The sequence below is a fragment of the Natrinema sp. CBA1119 genome, from assembly GCF_002572525.1.
Lineage (GTDB): Archaea > Halobacteriota > Halobacteria > Halobacteriales > Natrialbaceae > Natrinema.
In genome coordinates this window covers 1,579,813-1,599,023 of record NZ_PDBS01000001.1, presented here as the reverse complement: position 1 = coordinate 1,599,023, position 19,211 = coordinate 1,579,813, and the positions used below count along the sequence as shown (strand labels likewise).

General features: G+C 66.4%; 18 protein-coding genes. 12 read left to right on the top strand and 6 right to left on the bottom strand.

All coding sequences use genetic code 11. The features are described 5' to 3' along the window. Positions 1-108: 108 nt before the first annotated feature. The 3 genes from CP556_RS07825 to CP556_RS07815 all read left to right on the top strand — a co-directional run bounded on the left by CP556_RS07825 (position 109) and on the right by CP556_RS07815 (position 3,603). Entirely contained in the window at positions 109-1,461 is a 1,353-nt protein-coding gene (locus CP556_RS07825; RefSeq protein WP_098725105.1) for an O-acetylhomoserine aminocarboxypropyltransferase/cysteine synthase family protein, read from the top strand. Further along, positions 1,458-2,663: a homoserine O-acetyltransferase MetX gene (gene metX, locus CP556_RS07820; RefSeq protein ID WP_098725104.1), complete on the top strand. Its 1,206-nt coding sequence runs from the start codon at positions 1,458-1,460 to the stop codon at positions 2,661-2,663. Before CP556_RS07825 ends, metX begins: the two co-directional genes overlap by 4 nt. A gap of 133 nt (positions 2,664-2,796) precedes the next feature. Continuing rightward, entirely contained in the window at positions 2,797-3,603 is an 807-nt protein-coding gene (locus tag CP556_RS07815) for a DUF7978 family protein (protein WP_098725103.1), read from the top strand. A gap of 200 nt (positions 3,604-3,803) precedes the next feature. On the opposite strand, the gene CP556_RS07810 is transcribed toward CP556_RS07815, so the two are convergent. Continuing rightward, positions 3,804-4,181: a hypothetical protein gene (locus CP556_RS07810; RefSeq protein ID WP_098725102.1), complete on the bottom strand. Its 378-nt coding sequence runs from the start codon at positions 4,179-4,181 to the stop codon at positions 3,804-3,806. A 198-nt stretch (positions 4,182-4,379) separates the two neighbouring features. Beyond that, positions 4,380-5,024: a phosphoserine phosphatase SerB gene (serB, locus tag CP556_RS07805; RefSeq protein ID WP_098725101.1), complete on the bottom strand. Its 645-nt coding sequence runs from the start codon at positions 5,022-5,024 to the stop codon at positions 4,380-4,382. A gap of 131 nt (positions 5,025-5,155) precedes the next feature. Here serB and CP556_RS07800 point away from each other — a divergent pair, with 131 nt between their 5' ends. Continuing rightward, complete coding sequence (locus CP556_RS07800; RefSeq protein WP_098725100.1) at positions 5,156-6,613, top strand: PAS domain S-box protein; 1,458 nt, start codon at positions 5,156-5,158, stop codon at positions 6,611-6,613. Between the two features lie 34 nt (positions 6,614-6,647). On the opposite strand, the gene CP556_RS07795 is transcribed toward CP556_RS07800, so the two are convergent. Beyond that, positions 6,648-7,103 carry a universal stress protein gene (locus CP556_RS07795; RefSeq protein WP_098725099.1) on the bottom strand — a complete coding sequence of 152 codons (456 nt, stop codon included), beginning with the start codon at positions 7,101-7,103 and terminating at the stop codon, positions 6,648-6,650. Positions 7,104-7,344: 241 nt separating this feature from the next. Between CP556_RS07795 and serA the strand changes: the two genes are divergently transcribed. Then, positions 7,345-8,931, top strand: coding sequence for a phosphoglycerate dehydrogenase (gene serA / locus CP556_RS07790; protein WP_098725098.1), 1,587 nt, complete (start codon positions 7,345-7,347; stop codon positions 8,929-8,931). Positions 8,932-9,113: 182 nt separating this feature from the next. Here the strand turns inward: serA and CP556_RS07785 are convergent, their stop codons facing one another. After that, positions 9,114-9,392, bottom strand: coding sequence for an AbrB/MazE/SpoVT family DNA-binding domain-containing protein (locus CP556_RS07785; RefSeq protein ID WP_098725097.1), 279 nt, complete (start codon positions 9,390-9,392; stop codon positions 9,114-9,116). Between the two features lie 145 nt (positions 9,393-9,537). Between CP556_RS07785 and hisI the strand changes: the two genes are divergently transcribed. The 3 genes from hisI (at position 9,538) to CP556_RS07770 (ending at position 11,573) form a co-directional block, all read left to right on the top strand. Next, the gene (gene hisI, locus CP556_RS07780; protein WP_098725096.1) at positions 9,538-9,906 is read left to right on the top strand and encodes a phosphoribosyl-AMP cyclohydrolase; all 369 of its coding nucleotides are present in this window, start codon (positions 9,538-9,540) and stop codon (positions 9,904-9,906) included. Between the two features lies 1 nt (position 9,907). Then, complete coding sequence (locus CP556_RS07775; RefSeq protein ID WP_098725095.1) at positions 9,908-11,089, top strand: DUF7118 family protein; 1,182 nt, start codon at positions 9,908-9,910, stop codon at positions 11,087-11,089. A gap of 88 nt (positions 11,090-11,177) precedes the next feature. Then, positions 11,178-11,573: a universal stress protein gene (locus CP556_RS07770; RefSeq protein WP_098725094.1), complete on the top strand. Its 396-nt coding sequence runs from the start codon at positions 11,178-11,180 to the stop codon at positions 11,571-11,573. Between the two features lie 478 nt (positions 11,574-12,051). On the opposite strand, the gene glmM is transcribed toward CP556_RS07770, so the two are convergent. After that, positions 12,052-13,428, bottom strand: a complete 1,377-nt coding sequence (gene glmM / locus CP556_RS07765; protein ID WP_098725093.1) for a phosphoglucosamine mutase — start codon at positions 13,426-13,428, stop codon at positions 12,052-12,054. A gap of 125 nt (positions 13,429-13,553) precedes the next feature. Here glmM and CP556_RS07760 point away from each other — a divergent pair, with 125 nt between their 5' ends. The 4 genes from CP556_RS07760 (at position 13,554) to CP556_RS07745 (ending at position 16,799) form a co-directional block, all read left to right on the top strand. Then, complete coding sequence (locus CP556_RS07760) at positions 13,554-14,498, top strand: HVO_0234 family beta-propeller protein (RefSeq protein WP_098725092.1); 945 nt, start codon at positions 13,554-13,556, stop codon at positions 14,496-14,498. Positions 14,499-14,600: 102 nt separating this feature from the next. Further along, positions 14,601-15,128, top strand: coding sequence for a hypothetical protein (locus CP556_RS07755; RefSeq protein WP_098725091.1), 528 nt, complete (start codon positions 14,601-14,603; stop codon positions 15,126-15,128). Between the two features lie 166 nt (positions 15,129-15,294). Continuing rightward, positions 15,295-16,152, top strand: a complete 858-nt coding sequence (locus CP556_RS07750; RefSeq protein WP_098725090.1) for a ribose-phosphate diphosphokinase — start codon at positions 15,295-15,297, stop codon at positions 16,150-16,152. A gap of 104 nt (positions 16,153-16,256) precedes the next feature. Further along, complete coding sequence (locus CP556_RS07745) at positions 16,257-16,799, top strand: heme NO-binding domain-containing protein (protein WP_098725089.1); 543 nt, start codon at positions 16,257-16,259, stop codon at positions 16,797-16,799. 161 nt (positions 16,800-16,960) lie between these two features. Here CP556_RS07745 and CP556_RS07740 read toward each other — a convergent pair whose 3' ends face one another. Beyond that, on the bottom strand, positions 16,961-19,051 hold the full coding sequence (locus CP556_RS07740) for a CARDB domain-containing protein (RefSeq protein ID WP_098725088.1): 2,091 nt from the start codon (positions 19,049-19,051) through the stop codon (positions 16,961-16,963). Positions 19,052-19,211 lie beyond the last annotated feature (160 nt).

Genomic DNA, 19,211 nt, shown 5'->3' with positions numbered 1-19,211 from the left:
CGAGTAGCCCCGATCAGTCCACGATCGACCAATGCGTGACATTCTCTAGTCTGCGGTTTTTGCCGTTACTGCCACGCATATGAACGTGGAGTAGTATGCATACTAAACATGAGCGACGACGCGAGCGACGAGCACGGTGCCGACTCCGACGCCGAGGTCGGCGGGCGCGGACTCGGCACGCGCAGCGTCCACGCCGGCCAGTCTCCCGATCCGGAGACTGGCGCGATGGCACCGCCGATCTACCAGACGACCTCCTACGTCTTCGAGGACGCCGATACGGCCGCCGCCCGCTACGCCCTCGAGGACGACGGCTACATCTACTCTCGCATCGCCAACCCGACCGTCACGACGCTCGAGGACCGCCTCGCCGACCTCGAGGGCGGTGCCGGCGCGGTCGCGACCGGTAGCGGCATGGCCGCATTGGATTCCGCGGTGTTGATCCTCGCCGAGGCGGGCGACACCGTCGTCTGTTCGACCGACACCTACGGCGGGACGACGGCCTACTTCTCGAAGACGGCGACCCGCAGGGATATCGAACCGAAATTCGTCCCCACGCTCGAGTACGACGCCTACGAGGAGGCCATCGACGAGGACACCGCCTTCGTCCACGTCGAGACGATCGGCAACCCGTCGCTGGTGACGCCCGACTTCGAGCGCGTCGCCGAGATCGCCCACGACAACGGCGTCCCGCTCGTCGTGGACAACACCTTCGCGACGCCGGCGCTGTGTCGACCGCTCGAGCACGGGGCCGACGTCGTCTGGGAGTCGACGACCAAGTGGCTCCACGGCTCCGGCACCACGGTCGGCGGCGTGCTGGTCGACGGCGGCTCGTTCCCCTGGGGTGAGCACGGCTACGACGAGATCGCGGGGCAGAATCACGCCTACCACGACGTCGACTTCTCGCGGGACTTTTCGGACGCACCGTTCGCGGCCACGGCCAGATTCCGCTCGCTGCGCAGTCTCGGCAACCAGCAGTCGCCGTTCGACGCCTGGCAGACCCTCCAGGGGCTCGAGTCGATGCCCCTGCGCGTCGAAAAGCACTGCGAGAACGCCGCCATCGTCGCGGAGTACCTCGACGACCACGAGGACGTGGCCTGGGTCACGCATCCCGGACTCGCGGACCACCCCACTCACGACAACGCCACGCGGTATCTCGCGGACTTCGGCGGCATGGTCGCGTTCGGGCTCGAGGAAGGGTTCGAAGCTGGAAAGACGTTCTGCGAAAGCGTCGACCTCGCCCAGTTCCTCGCGAACATCGGCGACGCGAAGACGCTCGTCATTCACCCGGCAAGCACGACCCACGGTCAACTCTCGCCGGAAGAGCGCGAAGAAGCGGGCGTGACGGCCGATCTGATCCGGATGTCGGTCGGGATCGAGGATCCCGAGGACATCTTGGCCGACCTCGAGCAGGCGATCGAGACGGCGACGCGGGCCAGTGGAGGGACGGGTGAGACAGCGTGACGACGAAGGAGACGGTCGATCTGGGGGAGTTTCAGTTCGAGTCGGGGGAATCGATCCCGAACCTCGAGGTCGCCTACGAGACCTACGGCGATTTCACCGGCGATAACGCGGTCCTCGTCTGTCACGCGCTGACCGGCAGCGCCCACGTCGCCCGGCGACCGGACGCGGGCGGCGAGACGGCGGGACAGGCCCGCGCCTGGTGGGGCGACGTCGTCGGTCCCGGGAAGGCGATCGACACGAGCGAGTACTACGTGGTCTGTGCGAACGCACCCGGGTCGTGTTACGGGACGACCGGCCCTGCCAGCGAGAACCCGGAGACGGGCGAGCCCTACGGCACCGACTTCCCCCCGGTCACGGTCGGCGACTGGACCCGCGCTCAGCGGGAGCTACTCGACACCCTCGGCGTCGGCCGGCTCCACGCCGTCGTCGGCGGCAGCGTCGGCGGGATGAACGTCCTCGACTGGCTCCGCCGGTTCCCCGACGACGTCGAACGCGCCGGCGCGGTCGCCACCGCCGCTCGGCTCGACCCGCAGTGTCTCGCGCTCGATACCGTTGCCCGCCGAGCGATCACCAGCGATCCCAACTGGAACGGCGGCCACTACTACGGCGGCCCGGAACCCCGGGACGGCCTCGCTCGAGCCCGCCAGATCGGCCACATCATGTACCTCTCGAAGGCATCGATGGGGCGGAAGTTCGGCCGCCGCTCGGCGGGTCGGGAAGCGGTCCGCGGGGACCCGCCGGACTCCGCGGCCGCCTTCTTCCCCTACCGGGAGGTCGAGTCCTATCTGGACTACCAGGCCGACAAGTTCACCGACCGGTTCGACGCCAACAGCTACCTCTACATGACCCGCGCGATGGACGACTTCGACCTCTCGGCGGGGTACGAGTCCGACGCCGACGCGCTCGCGGCTTTCGAGGGAGAACTCCTCGTGCTCTCGTTTACCGGCGACTGGCACTTCACCGTCGAACAGGCCGAAGCGCTGGCCGAGGCCTGTCGCGACGCGAGCGTCGACGTCGCACACCACGTGATCGAGTCCGATCACGGCCACGACGCGTTCCTCGTCGAGCCCGAAACCGTCGGCCCGCCGCTCTCGGACCTGCTCGAGACCGGACTCGAGGGCCGTGCGATCACCGATACGGCACCGGCGGCCGACGAGACCAGCGACTTCGCCCCGGTTCACACGAGTCTGTTTTCGAAGTGATATAATCGCCCAACCGATACGAACGGAAATTTCCGCTCGAAAGGAGGCCTCGAGTATACGTACGATAAACAGAAGATCATGCTATATAAACAGTGTCGTAAAGTATAATACCACTCTGTCTGATGTGTTAGTGATGTCAGACGGGAAGCAACTGGATTACGACACCGAGGAATCGACGGAAGAACGCCAACGCGTACCGCGGGACGAGGGGAGCGATCTACCGATCAAAGAGGGGGCGGTGTTCGGAGCCATCGCCGTGGTCGCCACGTATCTGACGCACCTGCTTCTGACGGCGATTGCGACGGCACAATCGTCCCCCATCGCTGCATCCGTCGGGGCGGACGGCGACGTGGTCGTCACCGAAATGGTCGCCTCCTGGAAGGCCGCTGGCTGGAGCTACCTCAGCGTGTTCGGGACCGGATTCGAGGCCGACGGCGAAGCCGCAACGCTCAGTGACGCTCCGAACCACGGTGCCGCGTTCGCAAGTACCCTCATAAACGATGTGAGCAGCGCATTCGAACTGGCGACGCTGTTCCTGTTCCTTGTGACGGTCGGTGGAATCGTCGTCGCCGGGTATGCAGTCGCGACGTACACCGACGCAGACGGCCCCGTCGACGCCGCGAAAGCCGGCGTTACCGTCGCTATCCCCTACCTCGCGTTCGCCGCGATCGCGGCGTTCGTGATGACGCAGACGTACTCCGAGGTGCCCACTGTCGTGAACCTCATCGGCGCTGAGGACGGCGGCGTTCTCGGACTCACCACCGGCGACTACCTCAACGACGCGGGAGATTCGGTCAGCACTGACGTCGAGTTCGCTCCGTCGATGACCGATGCGATTCTCTTCGCCGGCATCATCGTTCCGGCGATCTTCGGCGCCGTCGGCGGCCTGCTCACCCAGCCGCGTGACGCCCTCGAGACCGTGATGGCGAAGGTTCAGTAAGGGAACTACGATCACCGATCGAACTACCCGGCACAGATATAGATCAGTGTCTCAACTGATTTTTCCGAGCTGATCACTGCGCCGAGAGCTGCGGCGCTCGAGTCGCCACTGTCGGAACGGTCGACGGACGATAGCGACGACGCGAGCATGGCGGCGGAAACACGAGGAAAGGAACGGTTCCGGACGCGAACTGTCGAGTATCAGTACTGCTGTTTGTGACCGTGGTCGAACGAAACGTACTGGTCTGCGGTCGAGCGGTCGGAGCGTCGGCGGTCGATCCAGTACTGCAGATCGGAGACGAACAGCGCGAGGTTTTCGCGGGCGAGCAGTTTCATCGAGACGCCCTGCGGCGAGCGGAACAGGGCGATCAGCGACCACATCGAGCCGGCGGCGAACGCGCCCATCGCGGAGAAGTTCATCCCGAGTGTGAAAAACGTCGTGCCGTAGACGAACCCGATCCCCATCGACGGGAGGCTCGTGCCGAGCGGAACCCGCGCGCTCGAGTCGCGCAGCGTCGGCGCGAGGAAGATAATCGAAAGGCCGCTTCCGAGCATGAATACGAGATCTTGCCACATCATCGAAAGTACTTACTCGAGTGTGAGTTAAAACTCTCTCGGTCCGGAAATCGGTAGTTATCACGGACACTCACCGAGTACTAACGGAGTGTCGAAACCGGCGCCAGGAGGACGAAAAACGCCGGAATCCGCAGAACGATCCGACGTCGCAGGACCGCAATCAGCGATTACGCGATCATAATAGAACGCGTTCCCGACGGATCAGCGCTCGGTGAGAACAGCCTCGTCGAGCAGCGTCTCGCGGGCCTCGGCCATCGACGTAACGACGACGTCACAGTGGGGCTCGACCGCCGGTTTGGGTTCGAACCCGATCGCCAGTCCGGCGACCTCGAGCATCGGCAAGTCGTTGGCACCGTCACCGACCGCGACGGTCTCCGCGAGGTCGACGCCGACGTCGTCGGCGAGGGCCGCAAGGGCGTCGTCCTTGGTGCCCTCGATCAGCGGGCCGTCGACCGTACCGGTGAGCTCGTCTCCCTCCATCGGGAGCCAGTTCGAGACGATGTGATCGACGGAGACGCCCTCGCGCTCGAGGGCGGCCGCGACGCCGCGTTCGAATCCCCCCGTGAGAATAGCAGTTGTGACGCCAGCCGCGTTCAGTTCCTCGATGAGGTCGGCGGCCCCCTCGCGGAGGACGACCTCGTCGAAGGCCGCGTCGGCCTCGTCTCGGGGGAGCCCCTCGAGCAGGGCCGCGCGCTTGCGCAGACTCTCGGCGTACTCGATTTCATTGTTCATCGCGCGCTCGGTAATCTCGTCCATATCGGCGGCGACGCCGCGGCGGTCGCCCAGCAGGACGGTCATCTCGGAGTCCGAAAGCGTCCCATCGAAGTCGAAAGCGACGACTGTCATTGTGCCCCGGTTGTGGGTCCCCGGATAAACCAGTTCAGGTTTCCCGTCGTCGAGCGGACCGATCGGTCGTCACCGGCGAACGGGTGTGAGTGGCCACTGTCTATATACATCGGGCGTTCCGTGACTGTTGCGTGATAGACGGCGAACGGAACGAAACGAACGCGACCGAGTCCCTCGAGTCGCCGCTCTTTGCGTTCGACGAGAGCGAGTTCTTCCGACAGCTCGTCGCGAACACCTCCGAGGGGTTGCTGACCATCGACGAGGAGAGCACCATCGTGTTCGCGAACCCCGCAATCGAGGACATCCTCGGTTACAGTCCGGGAGATCTCATCGGTTCCTCGAAGATGACGCTGATTCCCGAGCGGCTCCAGTCGGCCCACGCCGCCGGCCTCGAGAAGTACCTGCGAACGGGCGACAAACACATTAACTGGGACGGGATCGAACTCCCCGCCTTGCACAAGGACGGACACGAGGTTCCCGTGCTAGTGAGCCTCCGAGAGCACACCCACGAGGGACGGCGGCTATTCACGGGATTGTTCCGAGATATCTCCGATCAGAAGGCGCGTCAGCGCCGCTTCGAGGCCGTCTTCAACAACACCTACCAGTTCACCGGCCTCCTCGAGCCCGACGGAACGGTCCTCGAGATGAACGAGGCCGCGCTGTCCTTCGGCGACCTCGAGCGCGACGACGTCGTCGGGACGGCGATCTGGGACACGTACTGGTTCCGGACCCGCGAGGAAGCGCGCGAAACGGCGCTCGAGGGAGTCGAACGTGCCAGGGACGGGGACCTGTTTCGGGGCGAGATTCGAGTTCAGGGAACCGACAGAACCGCGACCATCGACTTTTCGATCCGACCGGTCACCGATCGGAACGGGAAGGTACAGCTCCTCATCCCCGAGGGGAGAGACATCACCGCCCTCAAACTGCGCGAACAACACCTGCGGGTCCTCCATCGACTGCTCCGACACAACCTTCGAAACGAACTCAACGTGATCAACGGGTACACCGAAACCCTCCTATCGGAGGTCGAAACCGACGCACATCGCGAGTACGCGGACGAAATCGCAGAGACCTCGAGCGCGCTCATCGAGATGACCGAAACGGCGAAACAGCTCGCCGATGTCGCCCTCGACGGAGGCGGGAAACAGACGGCGACTGACGTTCGGGACGTTCTCGAGGCGGTCGTCTGCGACCTCCGAGAGCAGTACCCCGCGAGTTCGATCACGGTGACCGAGTCGATCGACGTCGCGGTCGCTGCGGACCCTCGACTGCACACCGTCCTCGAAGAAGTGATCCACAACGCGATCACACACGCCGAGGAGTCCGATCCGACGGTGGAGATCGCGATCGTCGACACCGGCGGCGACACGATCGATGTGCGAGTCTTCGATACCGGTCCCGGGATTCCCGCGACGGAGCGGACGGGGATCTTCAACGACGAGCAGATCACGCAGATCAAACACGGGAACGGGCTCGGGCTCTGGCTCGCAAGCCTGATCGTCGACGACTACGGCGGATATCTTGATTACGAGCCCCGGTCCGACGGCGTTGGAAGCCGCGTGACCGTCTGTCTCCCGCGAACGCACTGACCGATCGGCCGGGAGCGGCCGACGGCGTCGGAAGTTACATCTCGTCCTCGACCGGCGTCTTGACGATCGTCACCGGTCGCGAGGCCAATCGTGCGACTCGGTCGGTGACGCTCCCCAGCAGCTGGCGGTAGTCACCGGGCCGTTCCTTCGATCCCATGACGAGCAGGTCGACGTCGGCTTCGTCCGCGTACGCGAGAATTTGCTCGTGAGGAGAGCCGTGCCTGACGACCGTCGTCGGCTTCAGCCCCGCGTTCCGGGCCGCCTCGGCCGCCGACTCGAGGGCGTCCTCGCCGACGTGTTCGAGCGCTGCCTCGAGACCCTCGAACTCGTGGACGTACTCGTCGCCGCTGTAGGAGTCGTACACGTCGCTGTCGACGACGTACAACAGGTGGAGCTCCGCACCGGTCCGTTCGGCGACGGCGATGGCGTGTTCGGTGGCAAGTTCCGTCCCCTCCGCCGCGTCCGTCGGTAATAGGATTCGGTCGTACATACTCAATGGTACGCGCTCGACGGGATAAGTTGGACCGGCTATTTCACGTTCGCGGGAATATCGTCCGGACGGCTGCCAGTGGTCGAGCGGACGTCGACCGAACGAGGAACGGCGTCGGCACCAGCGCAGAGTTGGCCGGCGACGGTCGCATCGCCCCGATTTCGCTTCGGAAGTGGCGGTATTTTTTGCCGCCCCTCGCGACAACGGAAGGGTTTACGTTCTCCACGCGGTTGTCTCGCGCATGAAGGTTCTCGTCACGGATCCGATCGCAGACGCGGGTCTGGACGTACTCAGAAACGCCGGCCACGACGTCGAAACGGGCTACGAACTCGAGGGCGACGACCTCCTCGAGGCGGTTTCGGACGCGAACGGACTGATCGTCCGCTCGGGCACCGAGGTCACCGAGGAAGTCCTCGCAGCCGCCGACGAACTCGCGATCGTCGGCCGAGCCGGCATCGGCGTCGACAACATCGACATCGACGCCGCGACGGACAGCGGCGTCATCGTCGCCAACGCCCCCGAGGGGAACGTTCGCGCGGCCGCCGAACACACCGTCGCGATGACGTTCGCGAGCGCTCGCTCAATCCCGCAGGCCCACATCCGCCTGAAAAACGGCGAGTGGGCGAAAAGCGACTACCTCGGCACCGAACTCGACGGCAAGACGCTCGGCGTCGTCGGCCTCGGCCGCGTCGGCCAAGAGGTCGCCAAGAAGCTCGACTCGCTGGGGATGGACATCGTCGCCTACGACCCCTACATCAGCGAGGAGCGCGCCGAGCGCATCGGTGCCGAACTCGTCGAGTTCGATCCGTGCCTCGAGCGCGCCGACGTCCTGACCGTCCATACCCCGCTCACGCCGGAAACGGAGGGCCTGATCAGCGAGCCCGAACTCGATCAGCTCGGCGACGGCTACCTCGTCAACTGCGCCCGCGGCGGCGTCGTCGACGAGGACGCCCTCGCGGCGAAAGTCGAGGACGGCACCCTCGCCGGCGCGGCGATCGACGTCTTCGCCGAGGAACCGCTCCCGGCGGACTCCCCGCTGCTCGAGCACGACGACATCATCGTTACGCCCCACCTCGGTGCCTCGACGGAGGCCGCCCAAGAGAACGTCGCGACCTCGACGGCCGCACAGGTCAACGCCGCGCTGGTCGGCGAGCCGGTCGCGAACGCACTGAACGCGCCGTCGATCGACGAGAGCGCGTTCCCCCGCGTCGAGCCCTACATCGAACTCGCCGAAACCGCCGGCAAGGTCGCCGCGCAGTTGCTCGAGGGCCGCATCGAGAACGTCGAAGTCGTCTACGAGGGCGACATCGCCGACGAGGACGTCGAGTTCGTCACCGCGAGCGCGCTCAAGGGCGTCTTCGAACCCCTCGAGTGGCAGGTCAACGCTGTCAACGCTCCCCAGATCGCCGAGGATCGCGGCGTCGACGTCACCGAATCCAAGACGCGACAGGCCGAGGACTTCCAGAGCCTGATCTCCGTGACGGTCAGCAACGACGACGATCAGGTTTCCGTCGACGGGACGCTCTTCGCCGGCGACGACCCGCGCATCGTCCGCATCGACGGCTACCGCGTCGACGCCATCCCCCACGGCCGGATGGTCATCACGCGAAACACCGACGAGCCCGGCGTCATCGGCCTCATCGGCTCCGTGATGGGTAAACACGGCGTCAACATCGCCGGCATGTTCAACGCTCGCGAGACCATCGGCGGCGAGGCGCTGACCGTCTACAACGTCGACAGCGAAGTCCCCGCGGAAGCGAAAGCGGAACTCGAGGAAGACGAGCGGGTCATCGGCGTCAGCGACATCACGCTGAACGGTCAGAGCTGAGCGGTCTCGAACGGACGAATCGGGACGGACACGGTGCTCGTTTTCAGCTCTATTCGATCGCATCGAGTGTTTTCGTCTCGACGGACCGACTCAGACGCCGTGATCACGGAACCGCTCGGACGATACCTCGAGCGGGAGATTATCGAAATCGTCGTAGCTATCGGTCATTCGTCAGTGTCAGGTCAGAGACGGTCGAGCGTCTCCGCTTCACGACGGTGGTCGGCGTCTCTGAGTTCGCGTACTCGTTCGGTGACCGACCCGGATTCGCGCTCATCGGCGTGAATTCCGTGGAGTTCATCGGGTGACGGGACCGGTTCGATGACGATCCGCTCGTCTGCTTCGTAGACGAATACCTCACCCGGCGTCTCGATCCCGAACGTTTCGCGGAGCGCCTTCGGACTCGTCGCCTGCCCCTTCTGCGAGACGCGGACAACTTCTGGGCCGTTCGTACTACTACTCATTTGTTGTTGTACCTCTGATCTCGAGTGTTACGGAGCTATCGCTCCCGAATGCCATCTCACTCTCGTACCCGTCACACCGCTCGGCGTCGTGGAGGTCCATGCTCGCGGCAAAAGACCTATCGCTCGGACGAACGATACTGCGCGTATGGACGACGACGTTTCGGTCGACTTCGGCGAGGACGGACTCGTCCCCGCCGTGGCACAGGACGCCGATTCCGGCGAGGTGCTCATGCTCGCGTACGTCTCCCCGGAGGCCCTCGAGCGGACCCGCGAGACCGGCCGTGCACACTACTACTCCCGGAGCCGGGAGGAACTCTGGGAGAAGGGGGCGACGAGCGGCCACGTACAAGACGTCGCGGAGGTCCGGGTCGACTGCGACGCCGACACGCTCCTCTATCTGGTCGACCAGGAGGGCGGCGCGTGCCACACCGGCCACCGGTCGTGTTTCTACCGGACGATAGCGGGCGAGAACGTCGGCGAGCAAGTGTTTGACCCCGACGCAGTCTACGAGTGAGATGAGCGAGCGCGTCCACTCCGCCGACGCCGACTCGGACGCCGGCGTCGGCACTGACGACGACGGACCGACCCCGCTCGAGGCGCTCGAGGCCGCCCGCCAGCGGTTCGACACGGCCGAGCGGCGAATCGCGGAGCACGGCGAGGAGACCGTCGAGGAGGTCGCGACGGCCTACCGCGACGCGACGAAACTACTGGACGACTACGTCGACCGAGCGACCGGGACCGGCAAGGAGAACTTCCAGGCCTACATCGAACTCGAGGGGAAGTTCGACGGACTCGTCTCGAGCCTCTCTGACGACATCGTCGAGTACGAGGCCTTCGAGGACTCCCTCGAGGCGATCGACAAACGCCGGCTCAGCGAGTCGGACTTCGAGCGCGCTCGCCAGGCCCTCGAGCCGGCCGCCGAGTACGCCGACCTGCTCGAGGAACGCGAAGCCGCCCGCGAGGAGGTCGCGGAGGCGCGCAAGGCAGCCAACAAGCGCTCGCGAGCGCTCGACGACGAAATCGCCGAACGCGAGCGGCTACTCGAACTCGCGACCGCCGATCTCGACGCGCCGGTCGAGCGGCTTCGGGAGCCGATCGAGCACTACAACGAGGCCATCCGCGAGGCCGTACAGGAGTACCGGCTCGCGGCCAGCGCACGCGAAGTGTTCGACCTGCTCGAGCGGAGCGCGTGGTACCCGTTCGTGAACTACGAGCAGCCGCCCGACGATCTGCTGGAGTACGTCCACGAGAATCCGGCGGGCGAGTACACGATTCCGGAATTGCTCGAGTACGCCGACTACTCCCGATCGAAGCTCTCACACTACGTCGACAGCGCGGACGAACTCAAGCGCAACGTCGCGACCCAGCAGACGTACCTCGACGGCATCGACGCCGAGCCGCTGACGGTCGACTGGCCACCGGAGTCGGCCGGCACGCTGCGTCGACGCGTCCGGGAGTACCGCCCCTTCGTCGCTCGCGTCGCCGACGAAGACGTGGTCGCGAGTCTTCGCGAGGTCCGCCTCCTCACGACCGACAGCGACTACGACCGCCTCCAGACCGCGGCGCAGGCCGTCGCCCGGCTCGACCCCGCCGAACGCGAACGGCTGACCGACGGTCGCGTCGCGGACGAACTCGAGGCTCTGCGGGCCGAACGGGAGCGACTCGAGGCGGCGCTCGAGGCCGACGACCTGGTCTGAGCGGCTCGCAGTTCGAGCGGCTCATGGTCCGAGCGGCTCGGTTCGTTTGGGCCCCGCACTTTAGCCGTCGGAGCCCGATTTCACTCGCATGAGCAGACACGTCCTCGTCCCGATGGACGACTCCGAGCCGGCGCGGGCGGCCCTCGAGCACGCCCTCGAGTGGGTTCCCGCCGATCGAGTGACGGTCGTTTTCGCGGTCGACGACCTCGATGCCGATTACGGCAGCGTCGTCTCGGGTGACGACGAGCCCGACTTTTTCGCCGAGGTCCGGGCGATCGCCGACGAGTACGATAGATCGGTCGAGACGACCGTCGCCGAAGGGTCGGGGGTGGCGGACACCATCCTCGAGTACGTCGGCGAGGCGGACGTCGACGCGATCGTCATGGGCAGCGAGGGGAAAGCCGGCGTCTCGCGGATGCTGCTCGGCAGCGTCGCGGAGGCGGTCACGCGGCGCGCGGAGATTCCGGTGACGATCGTTCCGTGACGGACAGTCGGAGTCGGTCGAGAGAGCTATGAATGGAATCGCCGATTCTAATGAGAAACAGCGAAAGAAGCGTCCTACTATCGTGGCAACAGGGAATCGCCACGCCCTCCCCAGCCGATTTCTACTCACGGCGGCGGAGCCGCCGTCTGCTTACGGGCCTTCGCCCGTTCGCATGGTCTGCGAGACCTCCGGTCTCGCACTATTCGTATGGTTCGCGGAACCGGAGGTTCCGCGCTAACGTTCGCGCCTCACGGCGCTCACTCATCCCTCGCGCAGTGTCCATCGACCGCCCTCACTGTGCTCACGGTTCCCTGCGGTCACCGCTCGCTTTCCGAGGCACTCACTGTGTTCGCGCCTCGCGACGCTCGGCCGGTCGACAGCGCGCGCCACAGCATGCCGGATGGTCGGTCTGGAGCGAGACGTTGCTCCCGTCACTGAGCGTTCGTGGGTGCTGAACGAGCGGCGGTAGAAACCGAATTCAGGCGTCGGCCTTCGCGTCGGCCAGCGCCTCGTACATGTCGTCGACGAGTTCCTCGGCGCGGTCGCCCTCGCGGGCCTCGGCGTAGATCCGGACGAGCGGTTCGGTGCCCGACGGGCGGGCGAGCACCCACGCATCGCCGTGATCCAGCCGGTAGCCGTCGCGGGTGTTGAGTTCGGCGTCGGACGCCTGGGCGTGGTTGGCAGCCGCGTCGAGCATCGCGTCGCGCTCGGCCGTCGACTCGTATTCGACGTTGCGCCGGACGTTGACGTAGCCGTCGTAGGGGGCGACGATCTCGCTGACCGGGCGCTCGGCGACTAACTCGAGGAAGCGCGCTGCAGTGAACGCCCCGTCCCGCGAGAGCCGGTATTCGGGGAAGAAGATGCCACCGTTGCCCTCGCCGGCGACCGGCACCCGCTCGCCGTTGGCCTCGAGTTCCTCGATGCGGGTGATGATGTTGGTCGAGCCGATGGGGGTCAACTCGAGTTCGGCCCCGACCGCGGTGACCACGTCGACGAGTCGCTGGGAGACGTTGACCGCGGAGACGGTGGTGTCGCCGGCCTCGAGTTCGGCGGCGGCGAGCGCGGCGAGCGTGGCGTCGCCCTCGACGTAGTCGCCGTTCTCGTCGAAAAAGATCGCGCGGTCGGCGTCGCCGTCGTGGGCGATGCCGACGTCGGCGTCGGTCGCCCGGACGAGCCGGCCGAGGTCCGCGAGGTTGTCCGGAACCGGTTCGGGGTCGCGACCCGGGAAGTGACCGTCGGGCTGAGCATTAACGGTGACCACGCGACAGCCCAGTTCCCGGAAGAACTCGGGGCTGGTCAACGATCCCGCGCCGTGGCCCGGATCGAGCGCGACGGTGAGGTCAGCGTCGGCGATCACCTCCCGATCCGCTGCCGCGAGCAGCCCGTCGACGTACTCCCGTTTGACCCCGTCGATCTCGCGGACGCGACCCGTCTCGTCCCAGGGGGCGACGGTAAACGACTCCGCGAGCAACGTCTCCTCGATGTCCTCGAGGGCCGAGATCGAGAGTTCGACGCCATCGCTCCCGACGAGTTTGACGCCGTTGTACGGCGGCGGGTTGTGCGAGGCCGTGATGACCATGACCGGCACTCCTTCGCGTTCGGCGTAGGCCTGTGTCCCCGGCGTCGGAACGATCCCAAGGCGATCGACATCGGTACCCGTACTCGCCAGCCCGCTGGCGGCCGCATCGGCCAGCATCCGCCCCGTGTGACGGGTGTCGCGAGCGATGGCAACCCGGTCCCCACCGCGACCACCACCCCAGGTCGTCCCCGCCGCTTTCGCGACGCGCAGGACGAACGCGGGCGTCAACTCCTCGTTGGCGACGCCCCGCGTCCCGCTCGATCCGAAGACTTGCATCACGTGGTACTCTAACCGGACCCCCCAAAGGGATTCCGCAAACCGATTCCGACGCGGCGGCCGCCGTCGCCCCGTGTGCCAGCGCAGGACGGAACGTTTTCGTCCCGCCCCCACGACGTTCCCGTATGGATTCGATCGAGGAAAAGCGCGTCTACGGCGACCGCGCAGGGGCAGTCACCGCGTACGTCGCGAGCGCAATGGGCATCGTTCGCGTGCGCGTCGCCGGCGACACCGTCGGCGAATTCGGCCTCTGTGAACGCTGTTCTGCTCGAGACATCGCGGCGGGCCCCGCCGCGGTCGCCATCGCGACCGACGAAGACGTCCGAGTACTCGCCCTCGAGGACGGAGCCGGAACGAACCGCAGCGGCGGCGACGGCGGTGACGATGAGAACGTTGGCGACGCGTCAATCGCGACCGAGGAGGAGACGTTCGTCGGGACGGGGTTCGGCCCGGCGGTCGCCGTCGGCTACGACGATGACGGCGATCTCCTCGCGGCCGACCCGGACGGTCGCGTCGCGTGTCAATCCGCGGACTCGAGCGAGTGGACCGCGCTCGCGGACGAGACCGTCGCGCCGGTTCGGGCGATCGACGGTGATCTCGTCGGGACGGCGGACGGCGTCTACCGCGTTCAGGACGGCGGACTCGACCACGCCGGACTGACCGACGTGCGCGACGTCTCGGCGGCCGGCGTCCCGCTCGCCGCCACCGCGGACGGACTCTACAAGCTCGGCAACGGCTGGATGGCGGTCCTCGAGGGGGCGTTCGACGCCGTCGGAGCCGATCCCCGCTCGGAGCCGGGCCGGCTCGTCCGCGCGCACGCGGTCACGGATGAGGCGATCTACGAGTACGCGCCCGACGACGACGCGTGGCGCGAATCCGATCGGTCGACCGATTCCGTGATCGGCTTTAGCTACGGTGAGACGACCTACGCCGTGACGGAGCAGGGGGCCTTCCTCGCGGGCGTGGGGCGTTCCGGAGGGACGGGCCACGTTGGGAGCGACGGGGAGTGGCGGACGCGAACGCTCGGTGTCAGGGACGTGACGGGGATTGCGATCCCTCGACGAGAGTGAGATCAACGGCCCAGCGATGTCGGAGAGTGTGCGTCTGAGACCGCCGGTCAGGCGCGATGTCTGACGGACGTTTAACTATACGGGATTATTCTCTGTGAGTACATGAGCGAACTACCACGCCGACGACTACTGGCTGTGACCGGCACCGCACTCACGGGTGCGGTCGCCGGCTGTACGGGCAGCGACGAAGACGCAGGGAACGGTAACGGGGACGGGAGCGGAAACGGGAACGGAAACGAACCCGCCGAGCCCGAGAACGAACCGACCGATGCGACGAGCGGCACGCTCCTCGGGGAAATCTCCGTCGAGAATCTAAACGACGAATCGCATACGGTCGACGTCATCGTCGAGTTCGGGGGCGATCCCGAACACTGGTCGACCCACGAACTCGCGGCCGACAGCGGCGCGGAACTCGAGCGGAACTGGTCGACCGAACCGGGTGCGTTCAACATCATGTTCCGGCTCGACGGGGGGGAACCGACCCAGGTCACGCCGGCGAAGTGGAACGATCCGGACTGCATCAACGTCTTCGCGCTGGTCACCCGAAACGGCGAACTGAAGATTCTAAGCGACACCGACGGCGGCGCGTGCGGCGACGGCGATGCGACGGTCGACGATGCCGAGGCGTGATCGAACGGGTCGTGAGCGAGCGATCGAATCGCGTGCCGAGTCGAACGGGTAGTTGCGTCCATTTCCTCACAACGGATCGCGACGACGCTTTTTTGCGAACGGTGCGAGTCGACTCTCTCGGTCCGAGAACGAAAACTGGTTTACCCCCCGGCCTGTCCCACCGACTATGATCGTCAGCGGATCGGCGTCGCAGGCTCTCGCCGCGACGCTCGCTCGAGAGCTCGAGGAACCGCTCGCCGCCGTCGAATACGACCGCTTTCCCGACGGCGAACTGCTCGCGGCCGTCCCGGGACTGGCCGACACCGACCCGGATCGGGCGGTGATCGTCGCCTCGACCGTCTCGAGCGACGCCCACCTCGAGGTACTCCAGTTACAGGACGCCGCTCGCGAAGCGGGCGTCGAGGAGGTCGTCACCGTGCTGCCGTACATGGGCTACGCTCGACAGGACGAGGCCTTCGAGGCGGGCCATCCCGTCTCCGCGCGGGCGGTCGCCCGTTCGATCTCGACCGGCGCGGACCGCGTGCTCACGGTCACTCCACACGAGGCGGGCGTCTGCGAGTTCTTCGAGCCGACGGCGACGGCCGTCGACGCGGCGGGTCGACTGGCCGAACCACTGCCCGACGACCTCGTAGAGCCGGTCTTTCTCTCCCCCGACGCCGGCGCAATCGATCTCGCGGAGACGGTTCGGGACGCCGCCGGCGCGGGTGAGACCGACTACTTCGAGAAGACCCGCCACTCCGGGACCGACGTCGAGATTTCCCCGAGCGACGTCGACGTGGCCGACCGAGACGTCGTCGTCGTCGACGATATCATCGCGACGGGGTCCACGATGAGCGAGGCCGTCGCCGTCCTGCAGGAGCGAAACGTGGGGCGCGTGTTCGTCACCTGCGTCCACCCGCTACTGGCCCGCAACGCCGTCACGAAGCTCTCGCGGGCCGGCGTCGAAGCGATCTATGGCACCGACACCATCGAGCGCGGGGTTAGCACCGTCTCGGTCGCACCGACCCTCGCAAGACACCTGTAAGCAAACGATTAAGTAGTCCCCGGCCAGTCACCTAGTTGTTAGCGCGTGGCACGAGACTTGCTCGGCCACACGAGACGCCGCGGATATCGAACTACATTGACTCGATGCACGGAATCGTCCACAAAACCCTCAAAGAGTACGTCGTCGCCCGGACCGACGACGACACGTGGGATACGATCGTCGAGCGCTCCGGCCTCGAGCCGAAGCTGTACCTGCCCGTCACCCACTACGAGGACGGCGAAATCGACGCCGTCCTCGAGACCCTGTCGACGATGGCCACCCAGGACAGGCGCGCGATCGAACGCGACTTCGGTCGGACCCTCGCGCCGGAACTGCTGTCGACGTTCAGCGCTCACTTGCGCCGCGACTGGGAGCTGCCGGAACTGCTCGAGTCACTCGAGGCGGTCACCGACGACGTGGAAGCTGCCACCGAGGGGACCGTGCTGCCTGCACTCTCCTGTCACCGCGAGTCCGACGCTGTGGTCGTCACGTACGAGTCGGGCCGCGACACCCGATACTGCGGCCTCGCCCACGGGATTCTCGAAGGGATCGTCGCCGCGTTCGACGCCGACGCGACCGTTACGGAAACGGCCTGCGCCAGCGACGGTGCCGACGCGTGTCAGTTCCGCGTCGACCTCGAGGCGTGAGCCCCGCGGTGAGTCGGCCGGTACTCGTTTTCATCTCGAATCAAATTCGTCAGTAGCGATGAGCACGAACGCCGCAGGTGCGGTCGTGCATAACGGATCGCGGTCACCCCGAACGTCGAACGCGGGATCCGTCTGAGCCGCGGTCGCGATCCCTCTCACGGTCAGCGACGGCGGACCAGCAACGCCCCGGAAACGGCCATCACGAGGGCAACGAGGGCCGCCGGGACGCCGAAGCCGGAGACCTCATCGAGCGCCGCGGCCGGCCCGCCGCCGACGCGAACGGTGACCGTCTGCTCGCCGACGCCGATCTCGTATCGCCCGCTCTCGTCGAACTGGAGGGTCGCCTCGACCGTCGTCGACTCGCCGGGTCGGAGCGCCACCGATCGCTCGGCGACGACGCCCTCGGCGGTCCGGAACGCGATGACGGCCGCCGCCGGTCGGTCGTCGGCGGATTCGACTGTCGCGGTCGCCGTCACCGACTCACCGGGATCGATCGTCTCGGAGGAGAGTCGGAGGTCGGAAACGGTCACGCTCGGAGCCGACCGGACGACGGCGGTCAGCCGCTCGGAGCCGACGCGAACCGTGTACTCGCCGGGCTTCGACGGCGTCCACGAGAGGCGATGGCTCGTCCCCTCGCCGGGCGCGAGCGTCCCCTGCTCGTGATCGGCCACTCGGCCGTCGACCTGCAGGGTCGCGTCGTAGGTCCCGTCGCGATCGCCGACGTTATCGACCGTGACCGGGATCGACACGGATTCAGCGACCGGAACTGCGATTACGTCGCCGTTCTCGCCGCTGATCGAATCGATCGTCGACAAGTTCCAGCGCGGCCACTCTCGGTCTCCCACGTCGATCGACTCGGTTCCCAGCCCGTACTCGAAGACTGCGACCGGCTGGTCGAAGGCCGCCCCGTGCTGGCTCCGACTCCACATCTCGGGGGTCGCTTCGGTCCGCGTGTACCGCTCGGCGGCGGCCCGGACGTCCGTTCCGCCGTACTCCTCGAGCAGGCGGAGGAAGTCCGCCTCGGTTATCTCCCCCTCCCGGGCGTTCAGCGTGCGGAAGACATCCTCGAGCGTGCGATCGCCGTCGGTCGCGAGCCGCAGTCGGCGGTCGATCTCGCCGTAGACGAGCGCCCCCTTCGCGTAGTCGGTGTCCGGGTCGTCCCACGTCGATCGGTCGATCAATACTCCGTCGGCGTACCGTGACCGTTCCCCTCGCTCGAGGAGGTCGCTGAAGTCCCCGAAGTCGGTGCGCCCGGTCTCGAGGGCAAGCAGACCCGCGTAGTAGTCTGCCTGGGCCTCGACCAGCCACTCCACTTCGGCGGCGGTGTCGTCGTTCGAATTGGAGAAGCGCTGGCGAACGTGAACGTACTCGTGGAACCAGACCGGGTTCGACTTCTCGAGCCGTTCGTCGGCGACAACCCACGCGTCCGATCGGCCGTACTTGAGCCCCGGCGGCCCCCAGTCGACATCATTTGGGACCGCGACGACGAACACCTCGTCGCTTCGCATCCCGACGTCGAGTCGGCCGCTGGCCTCCGTCAGCGCCGACAGGATCGCCTCGGGCGACTCCTCGAGGGTCGCGGCCTCGGGAACGACCAGCCTGAACGTCTCCCCGCCGACGGTCCGCCGGTGCTCCTGGACCTCGCCGAAGAACGCGATGTCGCCGCCGGTCGCACCCGGCCCGTCGACGCGCACCGACTTTTCGATGCCGACAGGATCGGTCCGACTGTACCCGATCGAAACGTCGGGCACCTGGACCACGCCCCAGTCACCGGTGTCGACGAACGTGTAGCCGTCGCTCGACGAGCCGACGGTCCCCTCGTCCCCCGTCCGATCGGCCGGCATCGTGTACCGAATCGTCGGCTCGTCGGTCGACTCGGTCCACTCGTAGGTCCGCTCGCCCGTCCGTTCGAACCCCGTCGTCGACTCGACGGTCGCACCGGGCTGTAACGTGATCTCGAGTTCCGTGACGGAGTCGGGGACGTCAAGCGTCGTCTCCGCCTCGAACAGGTCGGACTCCGCCGGACGGTGCCGAAGGACGGTCGTCCGGTGGAGGACGTCCTCGGAGCCGGCCGTTGCGGCCACCGATCCGGCGCTCGTCCCGGCCGAAACGAGCGACTCGCTGGAACCGACATCGAGACCGGACATCGCCTCGGAATCCGCGGTTCGTGCCGGCTCGAGGGCACCGACACCGGCCGGAAGACTGCAGACGAGTAAGACGACAAACACGAAGGTGGCGAGCCGAGATTTCACTACCCGTTGCTGGTCAGTCAGCGCTCAAGACGTTTATGGCAGCGGTACTGTCACGTTTCGTTGAAACAGCGGCGAGTGAGAACGATCCGGCGAGCGGTAGCCTCGTGACCGGTTAGTCCGACGCTTCCGCGGCCGCCAGCGGTTCGATCGTAATCTCGGA

Coding starts and splice junctions, on each gene's coding strand:
- CP556_RS07825 (WP_098725105.1), top strand. CDS start 109: ATGAGCGACGACGCGAGCGACGAGCACGGTGCCGACTCCGACGCCGAG.
- CP556_RS07815 (WP_098725103.1), top strand. CDS start 2,797: ATGTCAGACGGGAAGCAACTGGATTACGACACCGAGGAATCGACGGAA.
- CP556_RS07810 (WP_098725102.1), bottom strand. CDS start 4,181: ATGATGTGGCAAGATCTCGTATTCATGCTCGGAAGCGGCCTTTCGATT.
- serB (WP_098725101.1), bottom strand. CDS start 5,024: ATGACAGTCGTCGCTTTCGACTTCGATGGGACGCTTTCGGACTCCGAG.
- CP556_RS07795 (WP_098725099.1), bottom strand. CDS start 7,103: ATGTACGACCGAATCCTATTACCGACGGACGCGGCGGAGGGGACGGAA.
- serA (WP_098725098.1), top strand. CDS start 7,345: ATGAAGGTTCTCGTCACGGATCCGATCGCAGACGCGGGTCTGGACGTA.
- CP556_RS07785 (WP_098725097.1), bottom strand. CDS start 9,392: ATGAGTAGTAGTACGAACGGCCCAGAAGTTGTCCGCGTCTCGCAGAAG.
- hisI (WP_098725096.1), top strand. CDS start 9,538: ATGGACGACGACGTTTCGGTCGACTTCGGCGAGGACGGACTCGTCCCC.
- CP556_RS07775 (WP_098725095.1), top strand. CDS start 9,908: ATGAGCGAGCGCGTCCACTCCGCCGACGCCGACTCGGACGCCGGCGTC.
- CP556_RS07770 (WP_098725094.1), top strand. CDS start 11,178: ATGAGCAGACACGTCCTCGTCCCGATGGACGACTCCGAGCCGGCGCGG.
- glmM (WP_098725093.1), bottom strand. CDS start 13,428: ATGCAAGTCTTCGGATCGAGCGGGACGCGGGGCGTCGCCAACGAGGAG.
- CP556_RS07760 (WP_098725092.1), top strand. CDS start 13,554: ATGGATTCGATCGAGGAAAAGCGCGTCTACGGCGACCGCGCAGGGGCA.
- CP556_RS07755 (WP_098725091.1), top strand. CDS start 14,601: ATGAGCGAACTACCACGCCGACGACTACTGGCTGTGACCGGCACCGCA.
- CP556_RS07750 (WP_098725090.1), top strand. CDS start 15,295: ATGATCGTCAGCGGATCGGCGTCGCAGGCTCTCGCCGCGACGCTCGCT.
- CP556_RS07745 (WP_098725089.1), top strand. CDS start 16,257: ATGCACGGAATCGTCCACAAAACCCTCAAAGAGTACGTCGTCGCCCGG.